Source organism: Klebsiella sp. MPUS7, assembly GCF_009905335.1.
GTDB classification, from domain to species: Bacteria; Pseudomonadota; Gammaproteobacteria; order Enterobacterales; family Enterobacteriaceae; genus Klebsiella; species Klebsiella grimontii.
Genome location: NZ_CP047604.1, coordinates 4,208,211 through 4,231,823, shown reverse-complemented (window position 1 = coordinate 4,231,823; position 23,613 = coordinate 4,208,211). Strand labels below are relative to the sequence as shown.

Here is a 23,613-nt window from a genome sequence, read left to right as displayed (position 1 = left end):
TTATCCTTGGTTGAATCGCCATCAAAAAACGCCCACGTCGAGGGGAATCGACCGACGCCTATCATTAACGGCGTTAATGTTATTGCAAATAGTTATTATTTGCATTAGCGTTATTAACAAATTCTTACAAGGAAATTTCGGCTAATGAAGACGGCGTGGAGCGGCCTGCTGATTGGCATGAGTACCCTACCGGCGGCGGCAATGAACTGCGAATCTCCCTCGTTACAGGGTGAACTACAGGGGAAATTCGACGCCAGCGGCGAGGTCTGTTTTGACCTGCCGACATTGGGCGAGAACTACGTCGCGGCGACCCTCTCCGGCGTCACCGATGCCCGACTGCTGGATGACAATAACCGCCGTCTGCGCACGCTGCTGGCGGGCGGTCCGGCGGACGGCGAGCAAACCCTGCTGTTTTCTCTGCCGGTACACCGCGCCTCATCGCTGGTGCTGCACGGCGAAGAAGGTGCGCGCTGGCGCTTTCAGTGGCAGATGCGGGAAACCACCGCGCTGGCCAAAATTCAGCCGCTGGATCCGGTCAGCCCGCGCCTGCAGCGGCTGAAGCGTGAACTGGCGGCGGGAGGTTCAACGGCGCATTTCTGGCAGGAGCTCGAGCGGGAAGGGACGCCAATGGTGGAACCGGTGGACGCCGGCCATAAGCGGGTAACTTTCCTGTGGCGCGGGGCGAGCCGCAACGTGTTTATTCTGGGTTCGCCGGCGGGGGAGCACGATCCGCTGTTTCGCCTCGGCGATTCTGACGTCTGGTTTCGCAGCTACGTGGTGCCCGCCGATACCCTCATGCAGTATAAGCTGGCCCCGGACGTGCCGCAGGTAACCGGCAGCGCGCGGGAGCAGCGGCGGGCGATTTTGGTCAGCGCCCAGGCTGACCCGCTCAACCCGAACAGCGTCAATGCCGCCCACGACCGCTGGAATCGCTACTCTCTGCTGGCCCTCAACGCCGCGCGTTTTTGCACCGCCCAGCGGATGGCGCAGCCGCTCCGCTACGGAACCTTAACCCGCCATCAGCTGCGCAGCGACTTTCTGCAAAATACGCGGGAAGTGCTGATTTATCGCCCGCGGTTGCCGCAGCCCGCGCGCTGGACCCTACTGCTCTTTGACGGCAAAACTTACCAGCACGAGTACCGCCTCGCCAACGTGCTGGATGCCCTGATCGCCAGCCATCGGCTGCCGCCGATCAACGTGGTGTTTATCGATAGTCTCGATCATCCGCGACGGGCGAAGGAGCTGCCGCCAAATCCGCACTTCGCCGATTTTATGGCCCATGAGCTGCTGCCGTGGCTGCGCCGCCAGGGACTCAGCCTGAGTCGGCAAAAAACCGTGGTCGCCGGCTCCAGCTACGGCGGGCTGGCCGCGTCCTGGGTAGCGCTGCGCTATCCGCGACAGTTTGGCAACGTATTGAGCCTGTCCGGGTCATACTGGTGGGCGCCGCAAGGGGAGGAGGCCAGCTGGCTGACCCGCCAGTACCAGCAGTCGCCGCGCTATCCGGTGCGCTTCTGGCTGCAGGCGGGGAAATTCGAAACCAACGGGCCGGACGGCGGCATTTATGCCAATACGCTTGAATTTGAGCAGGTGCTCAAAGAGAAGGGCTATACGGTGAGCTTCCACCCCTCCTCCAGCGGCCACGATTACGCCGCCTGGTGCGAAGCGCTGATCAGCGGCATGCGTGACCTGACCGGCCTAGCGCTCAACGGAAAACCAGCGACGCCAGACCCAGCGCAGCAGCAGATATTCAACCGCGCCCAGCGCTAAAAACCACAGGCAAAAGATCAGGGTATAAAGCTGGTTGAGATCCATCAGATGGAATGTCGCCACCAGCTTTTGCGCCAGCGTCAGGCCCAGCGAGGGCGCCGGCAGCAGCAGGCAGGAGAGCAAAGCCAGCAGCAAAATGCCGGCGGCGCTGAGGAGCGTTTCTAGCGGATGTTTCATTATTTGTTAATCATCAGTTAAAAACATATTGTCCGGTAAAAAGAGAATCAATGCAATATCGTTTCGTACGCAATCATATTACGCCTTAAGTATTATATTTAAACATCCTCGCTTATTCCCATGTTAATTATTTTGGCACTATTTGTGATTAAGTTAATTACACCGTAATGTAAATTAACGTCATTATTAAGCCAGCGCTTTTACAAAAGTATAGGTGCTATATCCCACCAGAGTCGCGATAATAATGGCCAGCAGGATGTACAGTACCAGACGGCGTCCGCGGTAGATTCCAAACATAGTAGACCTCGTTTAGTTTTGGTTTATTAATATTCTGCAATAGTTGTTTTATAGAATTAACTTACCATAAATTTTGTATTTGCGAGAGATTAAATATTGCGCAAGCTTAAATTATCTCCGCTGTTTAAAATTTTTCTCATTGGCCCGGAATGATTCCAGGCTTTCCGCCTCACGGAATTTTAAGGGAGATATATTTTGACCAAAACGATCAAAACTAATAATACCACCCCCTCAGGGGATGTCGCGCCACGCCGCGCATATCAGCAGACGGTTGATGCGGTGCTGGCGCAGACTAAAAGCCATGCCAGCGGCCTCAGCGCCGCCGAGGCCGCAGAGCGTTTGAAAACCTTCGGCCCCAACGCCTTGCCGGAGAAAAAAGGCAAGCCGGCCTGGCTGCGCTTCCTTGCCCACTTTAATGACGTACTGATTTTTGTCCTGCTGGCCGCCGCCGCGCTCACCGCGGTCATGGGCCACTGGGTCGATACGCTCGTCATCCTTGGCGTCACGGTGATCAACGCCCTGATCGGCCATATCCAGGAGAGCAACGCCGAAAAATCGCTGCAGGGCATCCGCAATATGCTCTCCAGCGACGCGCGCGTGCAGCGCGGCGGCAAGCATGAAACCATTCCCACCCGCGACCTGGTGCCGGGCGATATCGTGATTCTGCGCGCGGGCGACCGCGTCCCTGCCGATATGCGCCTGATTGAGAGCCATAATCTGCGGGTTGAAGAAGCGATTCTCACCGGCGAGTCGACGGTGGTGGATAAAACCACCGACGCGCTGGAAGGCGAACTGCCGCTGGGCGACCGTACCAATATGCTCTTCTCCGGCACCACCATCAGCGCCGGCGGCGGCGTTGGCGTGGTGACCGCAACCGGTCAGGAGACCGAGCTCGGCCACATCAACCAGATGATGGCGGGGATTGAGAAGCACCGTACGCCGCTGCTGGTGCAGATGGATAAGCTCGGCAAAGCGATTTTCGTCATTATCCTCGCGATGATGGCCGCACTGTTCGTCTTCAGCCTCGCGCTGCGCGACATTCCTCTCGGCGAGCTGCTGCTCTCCCTGATTAGCCTGGCGGTGGCCGCCGTGCCGGAAGGTTTACCGGCGATTATCTCGATTATTCTCTCCCTGGGCGTACAGGCGATGGCGCGTCAGCGGGCGATTATCCGCAAGCTGCCGACGGTGGAAACCCTGGGCGCCATGACCGTGGTGTGCTCGGATAAAACCGGCACCCTGACGATGAACGAAATGACCGTCAAAGCGATCATCACCGCCGACTGCTGCTACCGCGTCGAGGGCGACAGCTACGAGCCTCAGGGTAACATCTGCCTGGAAGGCAGCAACGAGCCGGTGCAGATTAAAGCGGGCAGCGTGCTGGAAACCTATTTGCGCACCATCGACTTGTGTAACGACAGCCAGATGATTCAGGACGAGCGCGGCCTGTGGGGCATTACCGGCGGGCCAACGGAAGGGGCGCTGAAGGTGCTGGCGGCGAAAGCGCGGCTTGCGCCCGTCGACGCGCGGCTGGTCGCGAAGATACCGTTCGACTCGCAGTATAAATACATGGCGACCCACCAGAAAATGGGCGACGTCGAGCAGGTGCTGATTACCGGCGCGCCGGACGTGATTTTTGCCCTGTGCCGCCAGCAGTTGAGCAAGCAGGGGGCGGTGCCGTTTGAGCCTCAGTACTGGGAAGAGGAGATGGCGCGCTTTGCCCGCCAGGGCCTGCGTATGGTCGCCGCCGCCTACAAACCGGCCAACGTCGGCAGCACCACGCTGACCCACGACGATCTGCGCGAAGGTCTGGTGTTCCTCGGCATTGCCGGAATGATGGACCCGCCGCGTCCGGAAGCGATTGACGCTATCCACGCCTGCCAGAACGCGGGGATCCGCGTGAAGATGATTACCGGCGACCACCCGCAGACGGCGATGAGCATTGGCCAGATGCTGGGGATCACCAACAGCAGCCAGGCGATGACCGGCTACCAGCTGGAGCACATGAACGACGCCGAGCTGGCGAAAGCCGCCGTTGAGTACGATATCTTTGCCCGTACCAGCCCGGAGCACAAGCTGCGCCTGGTGAAAGCGCTGCAGGGTAACGGTGAAGTGGTTGGCATGACCGGCGACGGCGTCAACGACGCCCCGGCGCTGCGCCAGGCCGACGTCGGGATCGCCATGGGGATCAAAGGCACCGAGGTGACCAAAGAGGCCGCCGACATGGTCCTGACCGACGACAACTTTGCCACCATCGCCAGTTCGGTCAAAGAGGGGCGTCGGGTCTACGACAACCTGAAGAAGACCATTCTGTTCATCATGCCGACCAACCTGGCGCAGGGGCTGCTGATTATCATCGCCCTGCTGGCGGGGAACATCATTCCGCTGACGCCGGTGCTGATTTTGTGGATGAACATGGCCACCTCCGCGACGCTCTCCTTCGGCCTCGCGTTTGAAGCCGCCGAGCGCAACGCCATGAACCGTCCGCCGCGTAAAACCGGCCAGCACGTTATGGACGCCTTCGCCGTCTGGCGCGTCGCCTTCGTCGGCACGATGATTGCCGTGGCTGCCTTTATTCTGGAAGCCTGGCTGGCGCCGCGCGGCCACAGCCCGGAGTTTATCCGCACCGTCCTGCTGCAGATGCTGGTTACCGCACAGTGGGTGTACATGATTAACTGCCGCAGCAGCGATACCTTCTCGCTCAACATGGGGCTGCTGCGTAACAAAGGCATCTGGCTGGTGAGCGGCGTACTGCTGCTGATGCAGCTGGTCATCATCTACGTACCGGTGATGCAGACGATGTTTGGCACCGAAGGGCTGCCGCCGCGCTACTGGTTCATCACGCTGGTCATCGGTATCGCGATGTTCCTGGTGGTCGAAGTTGAGAAACGCCTGACCCGTCGTTTCCGTAAAACCGCGTAGCGTGTCTGACCCGCCCGGCGTCCCTTCTCCTGCGGGGGAGGGACGCCGCATCGTCGTAAGGAATTCCCCATGAACAAGATCATCCGCTCCGCCCTGCTGGCCTGCGGCCTGGCAGGCTACGCGCTCGCCGCCGCCGCCGCGCCGGCCGTTCCGGTCCGCGTCGTCACCGTGGAACAAGCGCCGCACGCCGGCGAACGGCAAATCTCCGGCCGCGTCGAGGCCATTCACTCCGTCGATATTCGCGCCCGCACCGAAGGGAAGATTGTGCAGCGCCACTTCCAGGATGGGCAGTACGTCAACCAGGGCGATCTGCTGTTTACGCTGGATGACGCCCAGCCGAAAGCCGCGCTGGCGCTGGCCCAGGCCGAACTGAAGAGCGCGCAGGCGTCGCTACGCCAGGCCCAGCAGCTGCTGAGCCGCTACCAGCAGCTGATCAATAACCACGCGATCGGCCGCAACGACCTTGATACCGCGCAGATGCAGCGCGATGTCGCCGCTGCCGCCGTGGAGCAGGCCCGGGCGCGCATTGCCGCCCAGCAGATTACGCTCGGCTACACCCGCATTACCTCGCCGGTCAGCGGACGCGTCGGCCATAGCCCGTTTCACGTTGGCAGCCTGGTGAACCCCGCCAGCGGCGTGCTGGTCGATGTGGTTCAGCTCGATCCGATTCGGGTGGCGTTCTCGCTGGATGAAACCGCCTTTTTCGCCAAAGCGGGGCAGCACACGGATATTGCCGCACTGAAGGAAGCGTGGCTCGCGCAGGTGGATGTCGATGGACGGCGTGAAGACGGCGTTCTGACCTCCGTCGATAACCGTATTGATAGCCGCACCGCCAGCGTGGCGCTGCGCGCTGAATTCGCTAATCCGCAGCACCGTCTGCTGCCCGGCGGCAACGTCACCATTTTCTTCCGCCCGCGGCAGCTTCAGGAGAGCCCGATGATCCCGGCGGCGGCGATGCAGCAGGACGCGCAGGGCTTTTACAGCTGGGTGCTGACGGCGGACAACACCGTGACGATGCGCCGCTTGACCCCCGCGGGGCAGCAGGGGCAGCAGTTCGCGGTGGCGGAAGGCCTCCACCCGGGCGAGCGCGTGGTGACGGAGGGCGCCCAGCGCCTGCGTGACGGTGCAGCCGTTCAACTGCTCAACTAAAGAGGGAGAGAGGATGCTTACGTTTTTTATCCGTCGTCCGCGCTTTGCGATGGTGATTGCGCTGCTGATGACCTTCGTCGGCGCGGTCTCGCTGAAGCTGATCCCGGTTGAGCAGTATCCGCAAATTACGCCGCCGGTCGTCAACGTCAGCGCCAGCTGGCCGGGCGCCAGCGCGGCGGACGTGGCGGAAGCCATTGCCGCGCCGCTGGAGACCCAGCTCAACGGCGTCGATCATATGCTGTACATGGAGTCCACCAGCTCCGATGAGGGAACCTACAGCCTGAGCCTGACCTTTGCCGCCGGGACCGATGCCGATTTAGCCGCGATCGACGTGCAGAACCGCGTGTCGCAGGCGGTGGCGCAGCTGCCTGCCGACGTGCAGCAAAACGGCGTTCAGGTGCGCAAGCGGGCGACGAACCTGCTGATGGGCGTCAGTCTTTACTCGCCGCTCGGCACGCTGTCGCCGCTGTTTGTCAGCAACTACGCCAGCACCCAGGTGCGCGAGGCGCTGGCGCGTCTGCCGGGCGTCGGGGAAGTGCAGATGTTCGGCGCGCGCGACTACAGCATGCGCATCTGGCTGCGGCCCGACCGCATGAACGCGCTGAATATCACTACCGATGATGTTGCCAGGGCGCTGCGCGAGCAGAACGTGCAGGGCGCGGCGGGGCAGGTAGGGACGCCGCCGGTATTTAACGGCCAACAGCAGACGCTGACCATCAACGGTATCGGGCGACTGAGCGACGCCGCCGGCTTCGGGCAGATTGTGGTTCGCAGCGGCGACCGCGGCCAACTGGTGCGCCTGTCCGACGTGGCGACCATCGAGCTGGGCGCGCGCAGCTACAGCTCCGGCGCGCAGCTCAACGGCAAAGACTCCGCTTATCTCGGCATCTATCCGACGCCCACCGCTAACGCCCTACAGGTCGCCAGCGCGGTGCGCGCCGAGCTGACCCGGCTGCATGCGCGTTTCCCGGCGGATCTCACCTGGGAAGTGAAGTTTGATACCACCCGCTTTGTCGCGGCGACGATCAAAGAGATCGGCGTGTCGCTGGCGCTGACCCTGCTGGCGGTGGTGGTGGTGGTCTCGCTGTTTCTGCAGAGCTGGCGGGCGACGCTGATAGTCGCGCTGGCGATCCCGGTTTCGCTTATCGGTACCTTCGCCGTGCTCTATGCGCTGGGCTACAGCGCCAATACCCTGAGCCTGTTCGCAATCATTCTCGCCCTGACGATGGTGGTGGATGACGCCATCGTGGTGGTGGAGAGCGTGGAAAGCAAAATGGCGGAGGGGCTGGCGCGCGGCGCGGCAACCGCCGAGGCGCTGCGGCAAATCGCCGGGCCGGTGATCGCCACCACCCTGGTGCTGCTGGCGGTGTTTGTGCCGGTGGCGATGCTGCCGGGGATCGTCGGCGAGCTCTATCGCCAGTTCGCGGTGACCCTATCGACGGCGGTGACTTTGTCGAGCGTGGTGGCGCTGACCCTGACGCCTGCGCTGTGCGCGCTGCTGCTGCGTCCGCGGCCGCAGCAGCCAGCCGCCATCTGGCGCGGTTTTAACCGCGGTCTGGATACGGTGCGCGATGGCTACGGGCGTCTGGTCGGGAGGATGAATCGTCGCCCCTGGCTGGCGCTGGCGGCGACGACGGCGGCGGCCGGGGTGGTGGTGTTTAGCTTCACCACCATGCCGAAGGGATTTCTGCCGCAGGAAGATCAGGGTTATTTCTTTGCCAGCGTACAGCTGCCCGAAGCCGCCTCGCTGGAGCGTACCGAAGCGGTGATGGCCCAGGCGCGCGAGCTGCTGAAACTGAATCCGGCGGTTGAGGATGTGATTCAGGTCTCCGGTTTTAATATTCTCAACGGTACCAGCGCTTCAAACGGCGGGTTTATCTCGGTGATGCTGAAGGACTGGCACCAGCGGCCGCCGCTGGAGGCGGTGATGGAAAAAGTGCAGGGCCAGCTGATGGGGCTACCGGAGGCGACGATCATGACTTTTGCGCCGCCGACGCTGCCGGGGCTGGGCAACGCCTCCGGATTTAATTTACGCATCTTGGCCCAGGCCGGACAATCGCCGGCGGAGCTGGAGCAGGTGACGCAGCAGGTGCTGCGGACGGCCAACCAGTATCCGCAGCTGAGCCGGGTATTTACCACCTGGAGCAGTAACGTGCCGCAGCTGACGCTCACCGTTGACCGCGACCAGGCGGCCCGGCTGAACGTACCGGTGGCGAGGATTTTCAGCAGCCTGCAAACCGCGTTTGGCGGCACTCGCGCCGGCGATTTCAGCATTAACAATCGTGTCTACCACGTGGTAATGCAAAACGAGATGCAGTGGCGCGAGCGGGCAGAGCAGATAAGCGAGCTGTACGTGCGCAGCGACAGCGGCGAGCGGGTTCGCCTGAGTAATCTGGTGACGATTACGCCGACGGTGGGCGCGCCGTTTATTCAGCAGTATAACCAGTTTCCGTCGGTATCGGTGAGCGGGTCGGCGGCCGAAGGCGTCAGCAGCCGGACGGCAATGGCGGTGATGGAGCAGATTTTACAAGCGAACCTGCCCCACGGTTATGATTACGCCTGGAGCGGCATCTCCTGGCAGGAGCAGCAGACCGGTAACCAGGCGGTGTGGATTGTGCTGGCGGCGGTAGCGATGGCGTGGCTGTTCCTCGTCGCCCAGTATGAGAGCTGGACGCTGCCGGCGAGCGTAATGCTGTCGGTGCTGTTCGCCATCGGCGGGTCGCTGCTGTGGCTCTGGTGGGCCGGGTACGCCAACGATGTGTACGTGCAGATAGGGCTGGTGCTATTGATCGCGCTGGCGGCGAAAAACGCGATTTTGATCGTCGAGTTTGCCAGGGCGAAGCGCGAAGAGGGAATGTCGATCGTCGACGCCGCCCGCGAAGGGGCCACCCGCCGCTTCCGCGCGGTGATGATGACGGCGGTTTCTTTTATCATCGGGATTGTGCCGATGATGCTCGCCACCGGCGCCGGGGCGCAGAGTCGGCGGATTATCGGCACCACGGTGTTCAGCGGCATGCTGGTGGCGACGGTCATCGGCATTTTGTTTATTCCGTCGCTGTACGTGCTGTTCCAGCGCCTGCGCGAGTGGGGGCATCGCCGGATGTAGATGCCTCGGGCACGGTGCCCGGAAATCCCGGGTCGCGGCGTAAACGCCTTACCCGGGCTACTCCTCCGCAGACGGCTGGAAACCCGTAGCCCCGGTAAGCGCAGCGCCACCGGGGAAATCGGTGCAGAATATTGCCGGGTTGCGAAACACCCCCGCAGACGATGTTTTGCCGACTATCTACTCTCCACCGCAATCATGGTGACGAACGGATGATACTGCCACGGCACGCTATCGCCTTTCTGGTACATCTTCGAAATGGTGCCGTCGAGATAGAGCATCTGGCGCACGTTGAGCTTCGCCTGCGCGTAGCAGGCGAAATCGTAGAAATTGGTTTCACGCGCGCTGAGCATAAACACCACCTTGCCATCGCCGGTGATGCCCACGCCGTTACGCAGCTTGCGCGAGCTGGCGGATGGCTTCAGTCGCCAGTTGATCTTGCCGTTTTCAATCAGCATTGGGCCCGACTGCACGGCGTAGCGGATGGCCGGCGACGCCCTGAATTTATTGATGCTGACAATCCCCGCGTTTTGCCCGCGCAGATAAAACACCCCGCCGGGACGAATAAAAAAGTTGCCGCCGCCGGAGGCGCGGTTAAGCGGGGTCAACTGCCGACCTTTCTCGATATACAGCCCCAGCGGCGCGTAGGCTTTATCATAAATTCCGCCGTTCATCGCCATCTGCACCTGCCCGTCGCGGTTGATATCCCCCAGCAGCGAGCGCAGCGATCCCCAGGCTTTACCGTCCTCATTCTGCCAGTACATCACGATGCGTTCGCGCTGCGGATCGACGGTATAGCTTTGCAGCGTCAGGGACGGGTCGGTCAGCGAGCATGTCCCGCTGGCGAAGGCGGGCAGAGATAACAGCAACAGCGGCAGAAGTGATGGCAAGCGCACGGCAGGGTTCCAGACAACCAACGAGAGCGTGCAGTATAGCCTTTTATCGCCGCTACGCCGTCCAGATCTCGCAATGCTTTTGCACCAGTCCGATCAATGAACCGCCGTTGGCGACAAACTCGCGCATCTGCTGCGGCTCGCTGCGATGCTGCTTCGCCTGGCGCACCATCGCCTCCAGCGCGCTGTCGGCATTGAGCTTATGGGCGCTGGGCGCCAGCTTATCCGCCAGCTGTAAAATCTCTTCGCGCAATGTTCGCTGTTCGCCGCTGTTCACATCGGTATTGATCCCGTCGAGCCCATAGCGGCAGGCCTGATAGCGGTTGAAGGGGTAGAGCAGATAATCCTCGGGCTGATGCTTAAACGGCCGCTCCGTCAGCAGCCAGCAGGCGATGATCTGGATAAACCCGGCGATATTCACCGCCTGGCTAACCGTCAGCGGGGTATCCATGACCCGGACTTCGACGGTGCCAAAGCGCGGGCTGGGGCGAATATCCCAGTGCAGATCCTTCATGCTGTCGATCATGCTGGTATAGCTAAGGCGCCGAAACAGGCCGATGAAAGCCTGCCAGTTATTGACCCACGGCATCGGACCGTTATCGGGATAGGCGGCGAAAAGGTTAAGCCGCGAGCAGGCAAAGCCGCTATCGGTCCCGTCGAGCCAGGGCGATGCCGCGTTCAGCGCGATAAAATGCGGCACGAAGCGCGACAGGCCGTGCAGAAGATAAATGGCATCATCGCCGTTTTGACACCCCACGTGCACGTGCTGGCCGAAGATCGTCGCCTGCTTCGCCAGATAACCAAAGTGCTCGACGGTTTTCCGGTAGCGCGGGCTATCGCTGATCTGCTGGCGCTGCCAGCTTTGAAACGGATGCGTTCCGCCGCCGCAGATTTGTACGTGATGGCGGGCGGCGGCACGAAGCACCGCCTGCTGAACCGCGCTCAGCTGCGCCGTCGCCTGGTGGATGTCGCGGCAGACGCCGGTGGCGATCTCCAGCATGCTTTCGGTAATGTCATGCTTGGCCTCGCCCGCTTTCAGCGTACCCTGGATCTCGTCAATCAGCGCGGAAGAGTCCTGGCTTAAATCAAAGCCCGGCGGGTTGACGACCTGGAGCTCCAGCTCGATGCCGAGGGTAAACGGCTCGGAGCGGTGAAAATCAGGTAACGGCATGGCGACTCCCTCTTTCTCTTTATCAAGAAGTATAGAAGACAACGCCTCAAACTGATGATTTGCCGAAGATTATGAATTTATTTTATAAAAAGTGACGTCACGTGATGATTCCTTTGCGTAAAAAGTTAGGCTGGTGCAATCCTGCAACAGAATTCCCGCTGGCGGTGCAAAAAGATAAGGTGATTTTATTTTTCAAGTAAAATCATAGGGATGTTATAAGTCATTCTTATTTTATAAGCCATTTCACACTTATTTTCCGCGCGTTCAGAACTGGTATGTATCTTGCCTGTTAAATAGCGACTTTTATTTAACAGGGACAATGTGATGCTGAAGACAAAATTACTTTCGCGTAAACGCCATCTCGCCGTTGCTGTTAGCGGGGCATTGGCGCTGTTTGCCTCTGTGCCGACTCAGGCCTCAACCCTGCGGATCGCCATGACCGCCGCCGATATCCCGTTGACCTTCGGACAGCCCGATCAGGGTTTTGAGGGCAACCGCTTTACCGGCATTCCGCTTTACGACGCCCTGGTTGAATGGGATCTGTCGCAGGGAGAGAAACCCAGCGGCCTGGTGCCGGGGCTGGCGACCGAGTGGCACGTTGACCCGCAAAATCAAAGCCGCTGGATTTTCACCCTGCGCCCGGGAGTTAAATTTCACGATGGTTCTGCGGTCAACGCCGACGCCATCGTCTGGAACGTGGATAAGGTGCTGAATAAAGCCGCGCCGCAGTATGCGCCCGGCCAGATCGGCAACACGCTGTCGCGCATGCCGACTCTCACCGGCGCGGAAAAGATTGACGACCACACCGTGGCGCTGACCACCTCCGAACCGGACGCGCTGCTGCCATATAACCTCACTAACCTGTTTATCGTGTCGCCGACCGCGTGGCAGAAGCTGTACGACGCGGTGCCGTCGGGCACCGGCGATACCGCCGCGCGCAGTAAGCAGGCGTGGACCGAATTCGCCGCCCACGCGGTGGGCAGCGGTCCGTTCAAAATGGAAAAACTGGTTCCCCGCCAGCAGCTGATCCTCGATAAAAACCCCGACTACTGGAACAAAGATCGCATTCCGCGGGTGGATAAAGTGGTGCTGATCCCGCTGCCGGAAGCCAACGCCCGCACCGCGGCGCTGCTCTCGAAGCAGGTGGACTGGATCGAAGCCCCGGCCCCGGATGCGGTCGATCAGATTAAAGCCCAGGGCTTTAAAATCTACGCCAACACCCAGCCGCACCTGTGGCCGTGGCAATTCTCCTTCGAAGAGGGCTCGCCGTGGAAAGATATTCGCGTGCGCAAAGCCGCCAACCTGTGCCTGAACCGCGCGGAGCTTAAAAGCTATCTCGGCGGCTATATGACCGAAGCGACCGGCGTCTACGAGGCCGGCAGTCCGTGGCGCGGTAAACCTACCTTCCAGATCAAATATGACCCGGATACCGCCCGCAAGCTGATGACCGAAGCCGGGTATAGCGCCGGGAAACCGCTGCACGTCACGGTCGCCACCTCGGCCTCCGGCTCCGGGCAGATGCAGCCGCTGCCGATGAACGAGTACATCCAGCAGAGCCTGAAAAGCTGCTTCTTTAACGTCGATATTAAAGTCAACGAATGGAACACCCTGTTCACTAACTGGCGCCTCGGGGCGAAAGATCCCTCCGCGAAAGGGATCGACGCGATCAACGTTAGCGCCGCGGTTAACGATCCCTATTTCGGCATGATCCGCTTCTCCACCGCGAAGGCCTTCCCGCCGGTGGCGACCAACTGGGGCTACTTCTCGACCCCGGAAACCGAAAAGCTGGCGGCGGCGGTGAAGCACGCGTTTACCCCGGCCGAAATGGATAAAGCCGCCGGCGAACTGCACGCCGCGCTGGTCGATCAGGTGCCGTTCCTGTTCGTTGCCCACGATGTCGGACCACGGGCGATATCGCCAGCCGTCACCGGAGTGGTGCAGCCGCAAAGCTGGTTTATCGATCTCAGTCTGGTGAGCAAAAAAGAGTAATCGACACGGGAGCAAGAGATGATCAATACCCTGCTATATCGCATCCTGCTGGCCGTCCCCACCATGCTCGGGGTGGCGGTGATCTGTTTTATGCTGGTGCAGATAGCGCCGGGCGATCCGCTGGTATCGGTGATGCCGCCGGACGCCTCGGAATCGCTGCGTCAGACCTTAATGCAGGCCTACGGCTTTGATAAACCGCTGCCGCTGCAGTTTGTGCACTGGCTATGGCGGGCGCTGCACGGCGATCTGGGGATGTCGGTCGCCACCGGGCGTCCGGTCATCGATGAGGTGATGACGGCGGTCACTTACTCTCTGCGTCTGGCGCTGCTGGCGACGGCGATCGGCTTTGTGCTGGGCAGCCTGTTTGGTTTTGTCGCCGGTTACTTTCGTAACAGCATTATTGACCGTCTGGCCTCGGTGCTGTCGGTGTTCGGCGTCAGCGTGCCGCACTACTGGCTGGGGATGCTGCTGGTGATCGTTTTTAGCGTCAAATTCGCGCTGCTGCCGGCGACCGGCGGCGGGCCAATCGGCGAAGTGGGCTGGCAGTGGGACTGGGAACACCTGCAGTTTATGCTGCTGCCGGCCTTCACCCTGTCGGTGATCCCGACCGGCATCATCGCCCGCACCGTTCGCTCTCAGGTGGCGGATATTCTCAGCCAGGAGTTTATCGTCGGCCTGCGCGCCCGGGGGCTCAACGAATCGCGGATCTTTCTGCACGTGGTGAAAAACGCCGCGCCGACCGCGCTGGCGGTGATGGGGCTGCAGGTCGGCTATCTGATGGGCGGCTCGATTCTGGTGGAAACCGTTTTTTCCTGGCCCGGCACCGGCCTGCTGCTGAACACCGCCATTTTCCAGCGCGACCTGCCGCTATTGCAGGGCACCATCTGGGTACTGGCGCTGTTCTTTGTGCTGCTCAATCTGCTGGTGGATATTCTGCAAACCAGTCTCGACCCGCGAATTAAGAGGAGCTAACGATGGTGGATACCGTGACGACCAAAGGCATTGCCGTCTCCGCCACGACGGTCGCCAGACAAGGCTACTGGCGCGGCGTGTTTCGCCGCCTGCTGCGCGACCCCGGCGGCGTATTCGTTGGCGCGATCATCCTCGTGCTGTTGACGCTGGCGCTGTTCGGCCCCTGGCTTATCGTCAAAGACCCGTACCAAACGTCGATGTTTTTACGCCTCAAGCCGATCGGTACCGACGGCTTCCCGCTGGGCTCCGATGAGCTCGGGCGCGACATGCTATCAAGGCTGATTCTCGGCACCCGGCTGTCGCTATTTATGGGGATTGTCCCGGTAGTGTTCGCTTTTTTTATCGGCGGGGCGATCGGCATTATCGCCGGCTATGCGGGCGGTAAAACCAATACCCTGATTATGCGCACCGTGGACGTGTTTTACGCCTTTCCCTCGGTGCTGCTGGCGATCGCGCTCTCCGGCGCGCTGGGGGCGGGCATCGGTAACGCGCTGCTCTCGCTGACCCTGGTGTTCGTGCCGCAGGTGGCGCGTATCGCCGAAAGCGTCACCGCGCAGGTCCGGCATATGGACTACATCGACGCCGCCCGGGCCACCGGGGCCAGCGCGTTCACCATTATTCGCGTGCAGGTGCTGGGCAACGTGCTGGGGCCGATTTTCGTCTTCTCCACCGGACTCATTTCGGTGTGCATGATCCTCGCCTCCGGGCTCTCTTTTCTCGGCCTCGGGGTTCGCCCGCCGGAGCCGGAATGGGGACTGATGCTGAACACCCTGCGTACGGCGATTTATACCCAGCCGTGGGTAGCGGCGCTGCCCGGCCTGATGATTTTTATCACCTCCATTTCGTTCAATATCCTCGCGGACCGCCTGCGTGCGGCAATGGCGATTAAGGAGTAAGCGATGCAACCCTTTATCAATATCGATCTCGGCGGACCGGCGCAGCCGCTGCTGAAGGTCAACAACCTGCTGAAGCATTTTCCCGCCGGCGGCGGCAAAGCGCGTGAAGTGGTGCAGGCGGTGGACGACGTCAGCTTCGCGGTGATTAAAGGCGAAACCCTCGGCGTGGTGGGGGAGTCGGGCTGCGGTAAATCCACCACCGCGCGGCTGCTGATGCAGCTGCTCAAACAGGATAGCGGGGAGCTGATCTTCGATGGCCTGGAGGTGGGCTCATCGCGCCTGCCGATGAAAGCGTATCGCCGCCAGGTGCAGATGGTCTTCCAGGATAGCTACGCGTCGCTCAACCCGCGTATGACCATGGAAGAGAGCATCGCGTTCGGCCAGCGGGTACACGGCGTCAGCGCCAAAGAGGCCAGCGAATACGCCCGCTATCTGCTGGCGCACGTCGGCCTTGAACCGGAACGTTTCGCCCACCGTTATCCGCACGCGCTCTCCGGCGGCCAGCGCCAGCGCGTGAATATCGCCCGCGCGCTGGCGATGAAGCCCCGGCTGGTGATCCTCGACGAGGCTGTCTCGGCGCTGGATAAATCGGTGGAAGCCCAGGTACTGCAGCTGCTGCAGGAGTTGAAGCGGACGCTGGCGCTGACCTATGTGTTTATCAGCCACGATCTGCACGTGGTGCGCTGGCTGTCGGACCGCATTCTGGTGATGTATCTCGGCGAGGTGGTGGAGATTGGCCCGGCGGAGCAGCTGTTTACCGCCTCGGCCCACCCCTATACCCGGGCGCTGTTAAGCTCGATGCCGTCGATGGACCCGCATAATCGCACCTTAACCTCTGCGCTGAACGGCGATCCGCCCAGCCCGATTTCGCCGCCTTCCGGCTGCCGCTTTCATACCCGCTGTCCGCACGCCAGAGCGGTGTGCGCCGAGGTGAAACCGACGTTGCAAAGCGTCGGCGAGGGGCACCAGAGCGCTTGTCTGATGGCGCAGCCCGCGTCGCCCTGGCATCAAAATATCGCCATTCAGGAGGTCAGCCATGTCGCATGAAGCCTACGTCCATATCCGCGATCTGCGGGTTGAGTTCCGCCGCGACGGTCAGACGGTCAACGCGGTCAACGGCGTCTCCTTTGATGTGCAAAAGGGCGAGGTCATGGCGCTGATCGGCGAATCTGGCTCCGGGAAAAGCGTGACCCTGCGCGCCCTGATGCGGCTGCATCCGCCGAAAAGCAGCGTGCTTTCCGGCACCCTGAAGGTCGGTGAGGAAGAGGTGCTGACCATGAACGCCGGGCAGCTGCGGCGCTACCGCGGCGCGCGCTGCGCGATGATTTTCCAGGAGCCGCTGCTGGCCTTCGACCCGGTCTATACCGTGGGCCAGCAGATTGTCGAAGGGCTGCGTCGTCATGAAGGCCTGTCGCGGCAGGCGGCGCGGGAGCGGGCGCTGGAGGCGCTGCGCCAGGTGCGTATTCCGAGCCCCGAGCGGCGGCTGGATGCTTACCCGCACGAGATGTCCGGCGGAATGCGCCAGCGGGCGATGATCGCCCTCGCGCTCTCCTGCAACCCGCAGCTGCTGTTGGCGGATGAGCCGACCACCGCCCTCGACGCCACGGTGCAAATCCAGATCCTGATCCTGCTGCGTGAGCAGCAAAAGCAGCGCGATCTGTCGATTATATTTGTGACCCACGATATTGGCGCGGCGGTGGAGATCGCCGACCGGGTGGCGGTGATGTACGCCGGGCGCATCGTCGAAGAGGCGTCGATTGAGGAGATTCTGTATCGCCCGCGCCATCCTTATACCCAGGTGCTGCTGGGCAGCCGTCCGAAAGAGGGGTTGAAAAAGGGCGATGCGCTGCGCTGCATTCCCGGCTCGCCGCCGGATCTCTCGCGCCTGCCGCCGGGCTGCGCGTTTGCCGAACGCTGTCCGCACGCGCGTCCCGCCTGTACGCAAAGCCAGCCGGCCACCGACCAGGCCGGGCCGCGTCACGTGGTGAGCTGCCATCGCTGGCGCGAGCTGAGCCCGTCCGTTGAAAACCAGGCGCTTTACGCCTGAAGCCAGGAGAAAACACGATGCAGGATGACCTTCGCGCCTTTATGCCCTATCCGCCGCATCCGGTGGCGCATGCGCTCAGCGGGCCGCTGAGCGGGTTAACCTTTGCGGTCAAAGATCTGTTCGACGTGGCGGGCTATCCGACCGGCGGCGGCAATCCGCATCTGCTGGCGCTGTCCGGGATTAAAAACCGCACCGCGCCGGTGGTGCAAACGTTGTTAAATAACGGCGCGCGCTTTATCGGTAAAACCCATACCAGCGAGCTGGCGTATTCGATGAGCGGGCACAACGTCCATTACGGCACCCCGCGCAACGGCGCCGCGCCGAACCATATTCCCGGCGGCTCTTCGTCCGGTTCGGCGTCAGCGGTATCGAACGAAGTGTGCGATTTTGCCCTCGGTACCGATACCGGCGGCTCGGTTCGGACGCCGGCGAGCTACTGCGGACTGTTCGGCCTGCGTCCGACCCACGGCCGTCTCTCCCTCGACGGCTGCCAGCCGCTGTGCGCCACCATGGATACCTGCGGTTTCTTTGCCCGCTCGCCGGAGGTCTTTTCCGCCGTCGCCGCCTGCCTGTTTGCCGATGAACGCGCGGATCTGAGCGGCGTTCGGCTGGCCTGTCATGATGGGCTGTTTTCCCGCCTGCCGCTGCGCAGCCAGCAGGCGCTGCAGCCGGTTCGCCAACGGCTGGCGCGCTTTTTCGGCGCGGTAACCCCGCTTGCCGCGCCGCTGCCGGACGTGGACGATATCTATCTCGCCTTTCGCCAGATTCAGGGCTACGAAGCGTGGCAGGCGCAGGGCGAAACCATTGAGCGCTACGGCCTGCAGCTAGGGCCGGACGTCCGGGAGCGCTTTTTCTGGGGCAAAGCGGTTACCCGCGCGCAGTTTGACGCCGCCTGCCAGCAGCGCGTGCGTTTTGCCGCCTGGTGGGACGCGCAGCTGGGCGATGCGGTACTGGTGATGCCGACCGTTCCCGACGGCGCGCCGCTGCTGACGGCGCAGGCCGAGGAGATAGAGGTGGTCCGCCGCCTGTCCCATGACCTGCTGTTAATTTCCGTGATGACCCAACGTCCGCAGGTGACGCTGCCGGTCGCCCAGACGGGCGGTCTGCCGCTGGGGATCTCATTTTTAGGGCCGCGCGGCAGCGATCGTCTGCTGGTTGAGCTGGCCGCCGCGTTTATGCAAGGAGACCGAAATGAGCAGTGATGTCCTTTTTACCCCGATGACCGACACCACCGACTGCCGGATTAACGGCGAACGCCTGTGGAATTCGCTGATGACGCTGGCGGAAATCGGCGCCACGCCGAAGGGCGGCTGCTGTCGTCTGACGCTCACCGATCTCGATCGCCAGGGGCGGGATTTGGTGATTAGCTGGGCGCAGGCGGCCGGGATGCGCGTCACCGTCGACAAAATCGGCAACGTCTTTATGCGCCGCGAAGGGCGTAATCCGGCGCTGCCGCCGATTGTCTCCGGCAGCCATATTGATACCCAGCCGACCGGCGGTAAATTTGATGGCAACTACGGCGTGCTGGCGGCGCTGGAGGTGGTGCGCACCCTGAACGATCGGGATATCGAAACCGAAGCGCCGATTGAAGTGGTGTTCTGGACTAACGAAGAGGGATCGCGCTTTGTGCCGGTGATGATGGGCTCCGGGGTGTTTGCCGGGGTTTTCCCGTTGGAAACCATTTATGCCGCTCAGGATGCGGACGGTAAAACCGTGGGCGAGGAGCTGGCGCGCATCGGCTATATCGGCAGCCAGACGCCGGGCGATCATCCGATTGGCGCCTACTTCGAAGCGCATATTGAACAAGGGCCGATTCTGGAGGATGAAGAGAAAATGATCGGTATCGTGCAGGGCGTGCTGGGGATCCGCTGGTATGACTGCGTGGTGACCGGCCAGGAGTCCCACGCCGGACCGACGCCGATGCGCCTGCGCCAGGATGCGCTGCAGGTGGCGACGCGTATTATGCAGGAGGTGGTGGCGATCGCCGGGCGCAGCGACGAGGGGCGCGGTACGGTAGGAATGGTGCAGGTCTATCCGAACAGCCGCAACGTGGTGCCGGGCGAGGTAACCTTTTCGATTGATATGCGCAATCTCAGCGATGCGCTGGTGGATGAGATGGACCGTCAGCTGCGGGCGTTTATCGCCGACGTTGAACGGGAGAGCGGCCTGAAAATAGCGCTGAAAGAGGTGAGCCACTATCCGGCCGCGCCGTTCCACCCGGATTGCCAGGCGGCGATTGCCGACGCCGCGCAGCGTCTGGGCTATCCCGCGCGGGAGATTGTCTCCGGCGCCGGACACGACGCGGTGTATATGAGCTACCTGGCGCCAACCGGGATGATTTTTATCCCCTGCAAGGATGGGATCAGCCACAACGAAATCGAGTATGCGTCGCCGGAGCACGTTGAGGCCGGCGCGAACGTGCTGCTGCAGGTGATGCTGCAGTACGCGCGGGTAGTGTAAACGGCCGTTCTCCCCGGTGGCGCTGCGCTTACCGGGGCTACGGTTTCCAGCCGTCTGCGAAGGAGTAGCCCGGGTAAGGCGTTTACGCCGCGACCCGGGATTTCCGGCTCGGCGCCTGAGGGAGGCAGATCGGGTAGCCCGGACAGGCGCGACGCGCCGCCTCCGGGAGATTTTCATGCAGCAGCGGATATGTCTCTGAAACAACGTGATATGCAGCGATGCCCTGGCCCCCGCTGAAATCGGCGAACCGGGAGATGAGCGCAGTGCGTAGCTCCGATTTCTTTGCGGGACCGCGGGGATTGTAAAGGGGGAGACGGTTTTCTCCCCCTTCACCCGTTCACGTTCCACGGTGAGACATTTTCTGCGGGATAATAGTGAACGGAACCCCTCAACACCGTCCCGGAGGCGGCGCTGCGCGCCTGTCCGGGCTACCAGGGCAATATTAGCAACCCGCCTTCGGGAACGGCTTCAGCGACCAAATTTACGCGAACCGACAACGCACAGAATCACGCCCAGCGTCACCGCCAGCATCACGGGGCTGACGGTTTCGTGCAACAGCGCCGCCGCCAGGCCAAGCCCGAAGAATGGCTGTAATAGCTGGAGCTGGCCGACGGCGGCGATACCGCCAGCGGCCAGCCCTTTGTACCAAAAGATAAAACCGATAAGCATACTGAAAACCGACACGTAGCCGAGCGCAGCCCAGGTCGATACCGTCAGGGCGCCCCATGACGCTGGCCGGGTCATCCACGAGGCCACCAGCATAAAAGGCAGCGCCATAATCAGCGCCCAGCTAATCACCTGCCAGCCGCCGAGCTCCCGGGTCAGCTTCGCGCCCTCCGCATAGCCCAGGCCGCAGACGATCACCGCCGCCAGCATCAGCAGATCGCCGCTGAGCGACGCCGCCGCGTTTTGCGTCAGGGCGAATCCCACCACCAGCAGGCTGCCAATAACCGAAAAGATCCAGAAAGCGCGACGCGGACGTTCGCCGCCGCGCAGCACGCCAAAAATGGCCGTCGTCAGCGGCAAAAGCCCAAGAAAAACTATCGAATGCGCTGAAGTGACGTGTCGCAGCGCCAGCGCCGTGAGCAGCGGAAAACCGATCACCACCCCTGACGAGACAATCGCCAGCGGCATAAGCTGCGACAGGCGCGGGCGTTGTTGGCGAAAGCCGACCACCAGCACGATGGCCAGGAGCCCGGCGATGGAGGCGCGCAGAAAGGTCAATAGAAAAGGGTCCATCTCCAGCACCGCCAGACGCGTCGCGGGCAGCGAACCGCTAAAAATGATGACGCCCAGCAAACCATTAAGCCATCCGGACCACGGCCCCGGAGCTGTGTTATGAACCGCTGAATCTACCACGCTAACCTCGCAATATTGGCTGTGCAGTGCCCGCTTGAGCAATGTCTGAAGCGATGGTAGTGTTCTTAATCTAATACAATCAAATTATTGTCATAGATACATTCACCGATGAAAGCCCGATACAAAACCATTGTCGACAGATACGCGCAGGCGATTCATCGCGGACAGATGCCGGCCGGAACCCGTCTGCCGACCCATCGTACCCTTGCCGCCGATGAACGCATCTCGCTGGCCACGGCCACCCGCGTTTATCGTGAACTGGAAGCAATGGGGCTGGTCAGCGGCGAAACCGGGCGCGGCACCTTTGTGCGGGATATCTCGCTGCCGCCGGGGCACGGCGTCGATCAGCAGTCGGTGGCGGGCGATGTTATCGATCTCAACTTCAACTATCCTTCGCTGCCGGCGCAGGGGGATGCGCTGCGCGAGGCGCTCAGGCGGCTGGCGATGGCGGGGGATATTGAATCTCATCTGCGCTACCAGCCTCATGCCGGGCGGCTCTCCGAGCGCGAAACTATCGCCCGCCATTTGACCGGTAGCCGCTTTGCGCCCGACGCGGAAAACGTGCTGATCGTCAGCGGCGCCCAGCACGGGCTGGCGGTGACCGTGATGGGCCTTCTGCGCCCCGGCGATGTGGTGGCGGTTGATGCGCTGACCTACTCGGGCTTTAAGGCCCTGGCCGCGCTTTATCATCTGGAACTGGTGGCGATCCCCTGTCGCGCGGAGGGGCCGGATCTGCAAGCGCTTCACCAGCTGTGCCGGCAGCGGCGGGTACGGGCGGTTTATACCATGCCGACGCTGCACAATCCGCTCGGCTGGGTGCTCACTTCTCGCCAGCGGCAGGCGCTGACGGACCTCGCGCGCCTGCATGACCTGCTGATTATTGAAGATACCGCATACGCCTGGCTGGTCCGCAATCCGCCGCCGCCGCTGGCCAGCTATGCGCCGGAAAGAACGGTTTATATCACCGGTTTTTCGAAAAACGTCGCCACCGGGCTGCGCGTGGGGGCGGTTATCTGCCCGTCCCGCTATCGGTCTGAGATTGTACGCGCCATACGGGCCACGACGTGGAATACCCCTTCGCTGATGAGCTCGCTGATCTGCGCCTGGATTGATGATGGGACGGTTGCGCGTTTTGCGGCGCAGAAGCGACGGGATGCGCGGCTGCGGCAGTCGCTCGCGCGTGAGACGCTCGGCGCGCTTCCCTTTGTGAGCCATCCGAGTTCGTACTTCCTCTGGCTGCCTCTGGGCGAGGAGAGCCGGGCCGATCGGCTGGTGAAAATGCTGATGGATCGCCATATTTCCGTGTCGACCGCCGAACCGTTTTGCGCTGCCGCGAACGTGCCGCAGGCGCTCCGCATCGCCCTTGGTTCAGTCCCCTTGGATAGCCTGCGTGCGGCGCTGCTCCAGGTTCGCGAAGCCGTGGAGTTTGAACAATACCGCTAGTCCATCGGCGATCGTCGCCGGGATAATAACGATGGCGTTTTAGCTGCGTTATACAGGTTTACTTATCCGTAATCTTTTAATGGATAAATAGCAGGGTAATGATATTAAAATAAACGATTATTATTTATTTTAATGAATTATATGGATAATTTTAAATTTAATGACAATTTAAAATTGTTACTGTAGTGTACAAAAAATCATGTACGGTTGTGCTTTTGACGCTGAGCGCACGCACGTCCTGAAGATACTACGTCGTTAATCATTTCAGGGGCGGAGTGGCGCCCTGTTCTGTACAGGATCTTTTTTCAATGCAGCAGCTCTACATTTATATTCTGATCGCCAGTTTGACCATTGCCAGTCCCGGACCCGGAGTATTACTGACGCTGACCAACACGCTGAATTACAATCTGCGTAATGCGATGGCGGGGATCATCGGCGTGGCGGTTGGAATGGGGGTCATCTCGATTATTGCCGCCAGCAGCGTTGGCGTGCTGATTACCACTTCTCAGCTGACGCTGTTGATCGTCAAGGGGGTCGGGGCGGCCTATCTGATCTATCTGGGCATAAAACTCTATCGCTCGGTGCCCCGCGTACTGAATCAACCTCTCTCGTCTTCAGAGGACGTGATACCTTCCGCCAGCTACCGGTTTCGTCAGGGGTTGCTGGTGTCGCTATTTAATCCCAAACCCATTGTGTTTTTTATGGCGCTGTTCCCCCAGTTTATTCATCCCCAGCAGCCCTTTATTCCGCAGTTCAGCGTGCTGTCGATAACCTTCTGTATTCTGGTTGTTGTCATTCATTCACTCTACGGCCTTTTCGCACACAGCGTAAAAACGAAAATGTCGTCCGGGAATGCCTTTGTTAAGTTGAATAAAACCGGTGGCATCGTCTTTATGTGTTTTGCCGTCGGTCTGATTGTTTCCGCCGTTCACCCTTATTTGTCATCATGACCGTGAGGACGCGGGGCCCGG

17 protein-coding genes are annotated in these 23,613 nt (G+C 61.2%); 13 read left to right on the top strand and 4 right to left on the bottom strand.

The annotated features are described in order from the left end of the window. Window positions 1-144: 144 nt before the first annotated feature. Window positions 145-1,767, top strand: a complete 1,623-nt coding sequence (locus tag GUC22_RS19790) for an alpha/beta hydrolase (protein ID WP_004135361.1) — start codon at window positions 145-147, stop codon at window positions 1,765-1,767. On the opposite strand, the gene GUC22_RS19785 is transcribed toward GUC22_RS19790, so the two are convergent. Continuing rightward, complete coding sequence (locus tag GUC22_RS19785; protein WP_004135363.1) at window positions 1,696-1,944, bottom strand: DUF1158 domain-containing protein; 249 nt, start codon at window positions 1,942-1,944, stop codon at window positions 1,696-1,698. The two genes, GUC22_RS19790 and GUC22_RS19785, sit on opposite strands and share 72 nt — an antisense overlap. Before the next feature lie 492 nt (window positions 1,945-2,436). Between GUC22_RS19785 and GUC22_RS19780 the strand changes: the two genes are divergently transcribed. The 3 genes from GUC22_RS19780 (at window position 2,437) to GUC22_RS19770 (ending at window position 9,415) form a co-directional block, all read left to right on the top strand. Next, entirely contained in the window at window positions 2,437-5,160 is a 2,724-nt protein-coding gene (locus tag GUC22_RS19780; protein ID WP_049131735.1) for a cation-transporting P-type ATPase, read from the top strand. A gap of 69 nt (window positions 5,161-5,229) precedes the next feature. Then, on the top strand, window positions 5,230-6,309 hold the full coding sequence (locus tag GUC22_RS19775; RefSeq protein ID WP_049131734.1) for an efflux RND transporter periplasmic adaptor subunit: 1,080 nt from the start codon (window positions 5,230-5,232) through the stop codon (window positions 6,307-6,309). A gap of 13 nt (window positions 6,310-6,322) precedes the next feature. Beyond that, complete coding sequence (locus GUC22_RS19770; protein WP_049131733.1) at window positions 6,323-9,415, top strand: efflux RND transporter permease subunit; 3,093 nt, start codon at window positions 6,323-6,325, stop codon at window positions 9,413-9,415. A 173-nt stretch (window positions 9,416-9,588) separates the two neighbouring features. Here GUC22_RS19770 and GUC22_RS19765 read toward each other — a convergent pair whose 3' ends face one another. Together GUC22_RS19765 and GUC22_RS19760 are read right to left on the bottom strand one after the other, a co-directional pair. Further along, complete coding sequence (locus GUC22_RS19765) at window positions 9,589-10,308, bottom strand: phosphodiester glycosidase family protein (protein ID WP_049085986.1); 720 nt, start codon at window positions 10,306-10,308, stop codon at window positions 9,589-9,591. Window positions 10,309-10,360: 52 nt separating this feature from the next. Then, the gene (locus GUC22_RS19760) at window positions 10,361-11,476 is read right to left on the bottom strand and encodes a YbdK family carboxylate-amine ligase (RefSeq protein WP_024358867.1); all 1,116 of its coding nucleotides are present in this window, start codon (window positions 11,474-11,476) and stop codon (window positions 10,361-10,363) included. Window positions 11,477-11,800: 324 nt separating this feature from the next. On the opposite strand from GUC22_RS19760, the gene GUC22_RS19755 reads away from it, so the two are divergent. Genes GUC22_RS19755 through GUC22_RS19725 form a run of 7 tightly spaced genes read left to right on the top strand, consistent with a single transcriptional unit; the run spans window position 11,801 to window position 19,840 of the window. Beyond that, window positions 11,801-13,465 (top strand): ABC transporter substrate-binding protein, encoded by a 1,665-nt coding sequence (locus tag GUC22_RS19755; protein WP_160183736.1) that lies wholly within the window; start codon window positions 11,801-11,803, stop codon window positions 13,463-13,465. A gap of 18 nt (window positions 13,466-13,483) precedes the next feature. Then, window positions 13,484-14,437, top strand: a complete 954-nt coding sequence (locus GUC22_RS19750; RefSeq protein WP_004100013.1) for an ABC transporter permease — start codon at window positions 13,484-13,486, stop codon at window positions 14,435-14,437. 2 nt (window positions 14,438-14,439) lie between these two features. After that, a complete protein-coding gene (locus tag GUC22_RS19745; protein WP_004132151.1) occupies window positions 14,440-15,333 on the top strand; it encodes an ABC transporter permease in 894 nt (297 codons plus the stop codon). A 3-nt stretch (window positions 15,334-15,336) separates the two neighbouring features. Beyond that, window positions 15,337-16,380 carry an ABC transporter ATP-binding protein gene (locus GUC22_RS19740; protein WP_004132154.1) on the top strand — a complete coding sequence of 348 codons (1,044 nt, stop codon included), beginning with the start codon at window positions 15,337-15,339 and terminating at the stop codon, window positions 16,378-16,380. Then, entirely contained in the window at window positions 16,370-17,380 is a 1,011-nt protein-coding gene (locus GUC22_RS19735; RefSeq protein WP_024358866.1) for an ABC transporter ATP-binding protein, read from the top strand. Before GUC22_RS19740 ends, GUC22_RS19735 begins: the two co-directional genes overlap by 11 nt. A gap of 17 nt (window positions 17,381-17,397) precedes the next feature. Continuing rightward, window positions 17,398-18,582, top strand: coding sequence for an amidase (locus GUC22_RS19730; protein ID WP_049088996.1), 1,185 nt, complete (start codon window positions 17,398-17,400; stop codon window positions 18,580-18,582). Further along, window positions 18,572-19,840, top strand: a complete 1,269-nt coding sequence (locus tag GUC22_RS19725; RefSeq protein ID WP_064411375.1) for a Zn-dependent hydrolase — start codon at window positions 18,572-18,574, stop codon at window positions 19,838-19,840. The genes GUC22_RS19730 and GUC22_RS19725 overlap by 11 nt, the downstream gene beginning before the upstream one ends. Window positions 19,841-20,308: 468 nt before the next feature. Here the strand turns inward: GUC22_RS19725 and GUC22_RS19720 are convergent, their stop codons facing one another. Further along, window positions 20,309-21,199: a DMT family transporter gene (locus GUC22_RS19720; protein WP_024358863.1), complete on the bottom strand. Its 891-nt coding sequence runs from the start codon at window positions 21,197-21,199 to the stop codon at window positions 20,309-20,311. 108 nt (window positions 21,200-21,307) lie between these two features. Between GUC22_RS19720 and GUC22_RS19715 the strand changes: the two genes are divergently transcribed. Together GUC22_RS19715 and GUC22_RS19710 are read left to right on the top strand one after the other, a co-directional pair. Beyond that, entirely contained in the window at window positions 21,308-22,642 is a 1,335-nt protein-coding gene (locus GUC22_RS19715) for a PLP-dependent aminotransferase family protein (protein WP_004132425.1), read from the top strand. Between the two features lie 308 nt (window positions 22,643-22,950). After that, on the top strand, window positions 22,951-23,592 hold the full coding sequence (locus tag GUC22_RS19710) for a LysE family translocator (RefSeq protein WP_024358862.1): 642 nt from the start codon (window positions 22,951-22,953) through the stop codon (window positions 23,590-23,592). Window positions 23,593-23,613: the final 21 nt, after the last annotated feature.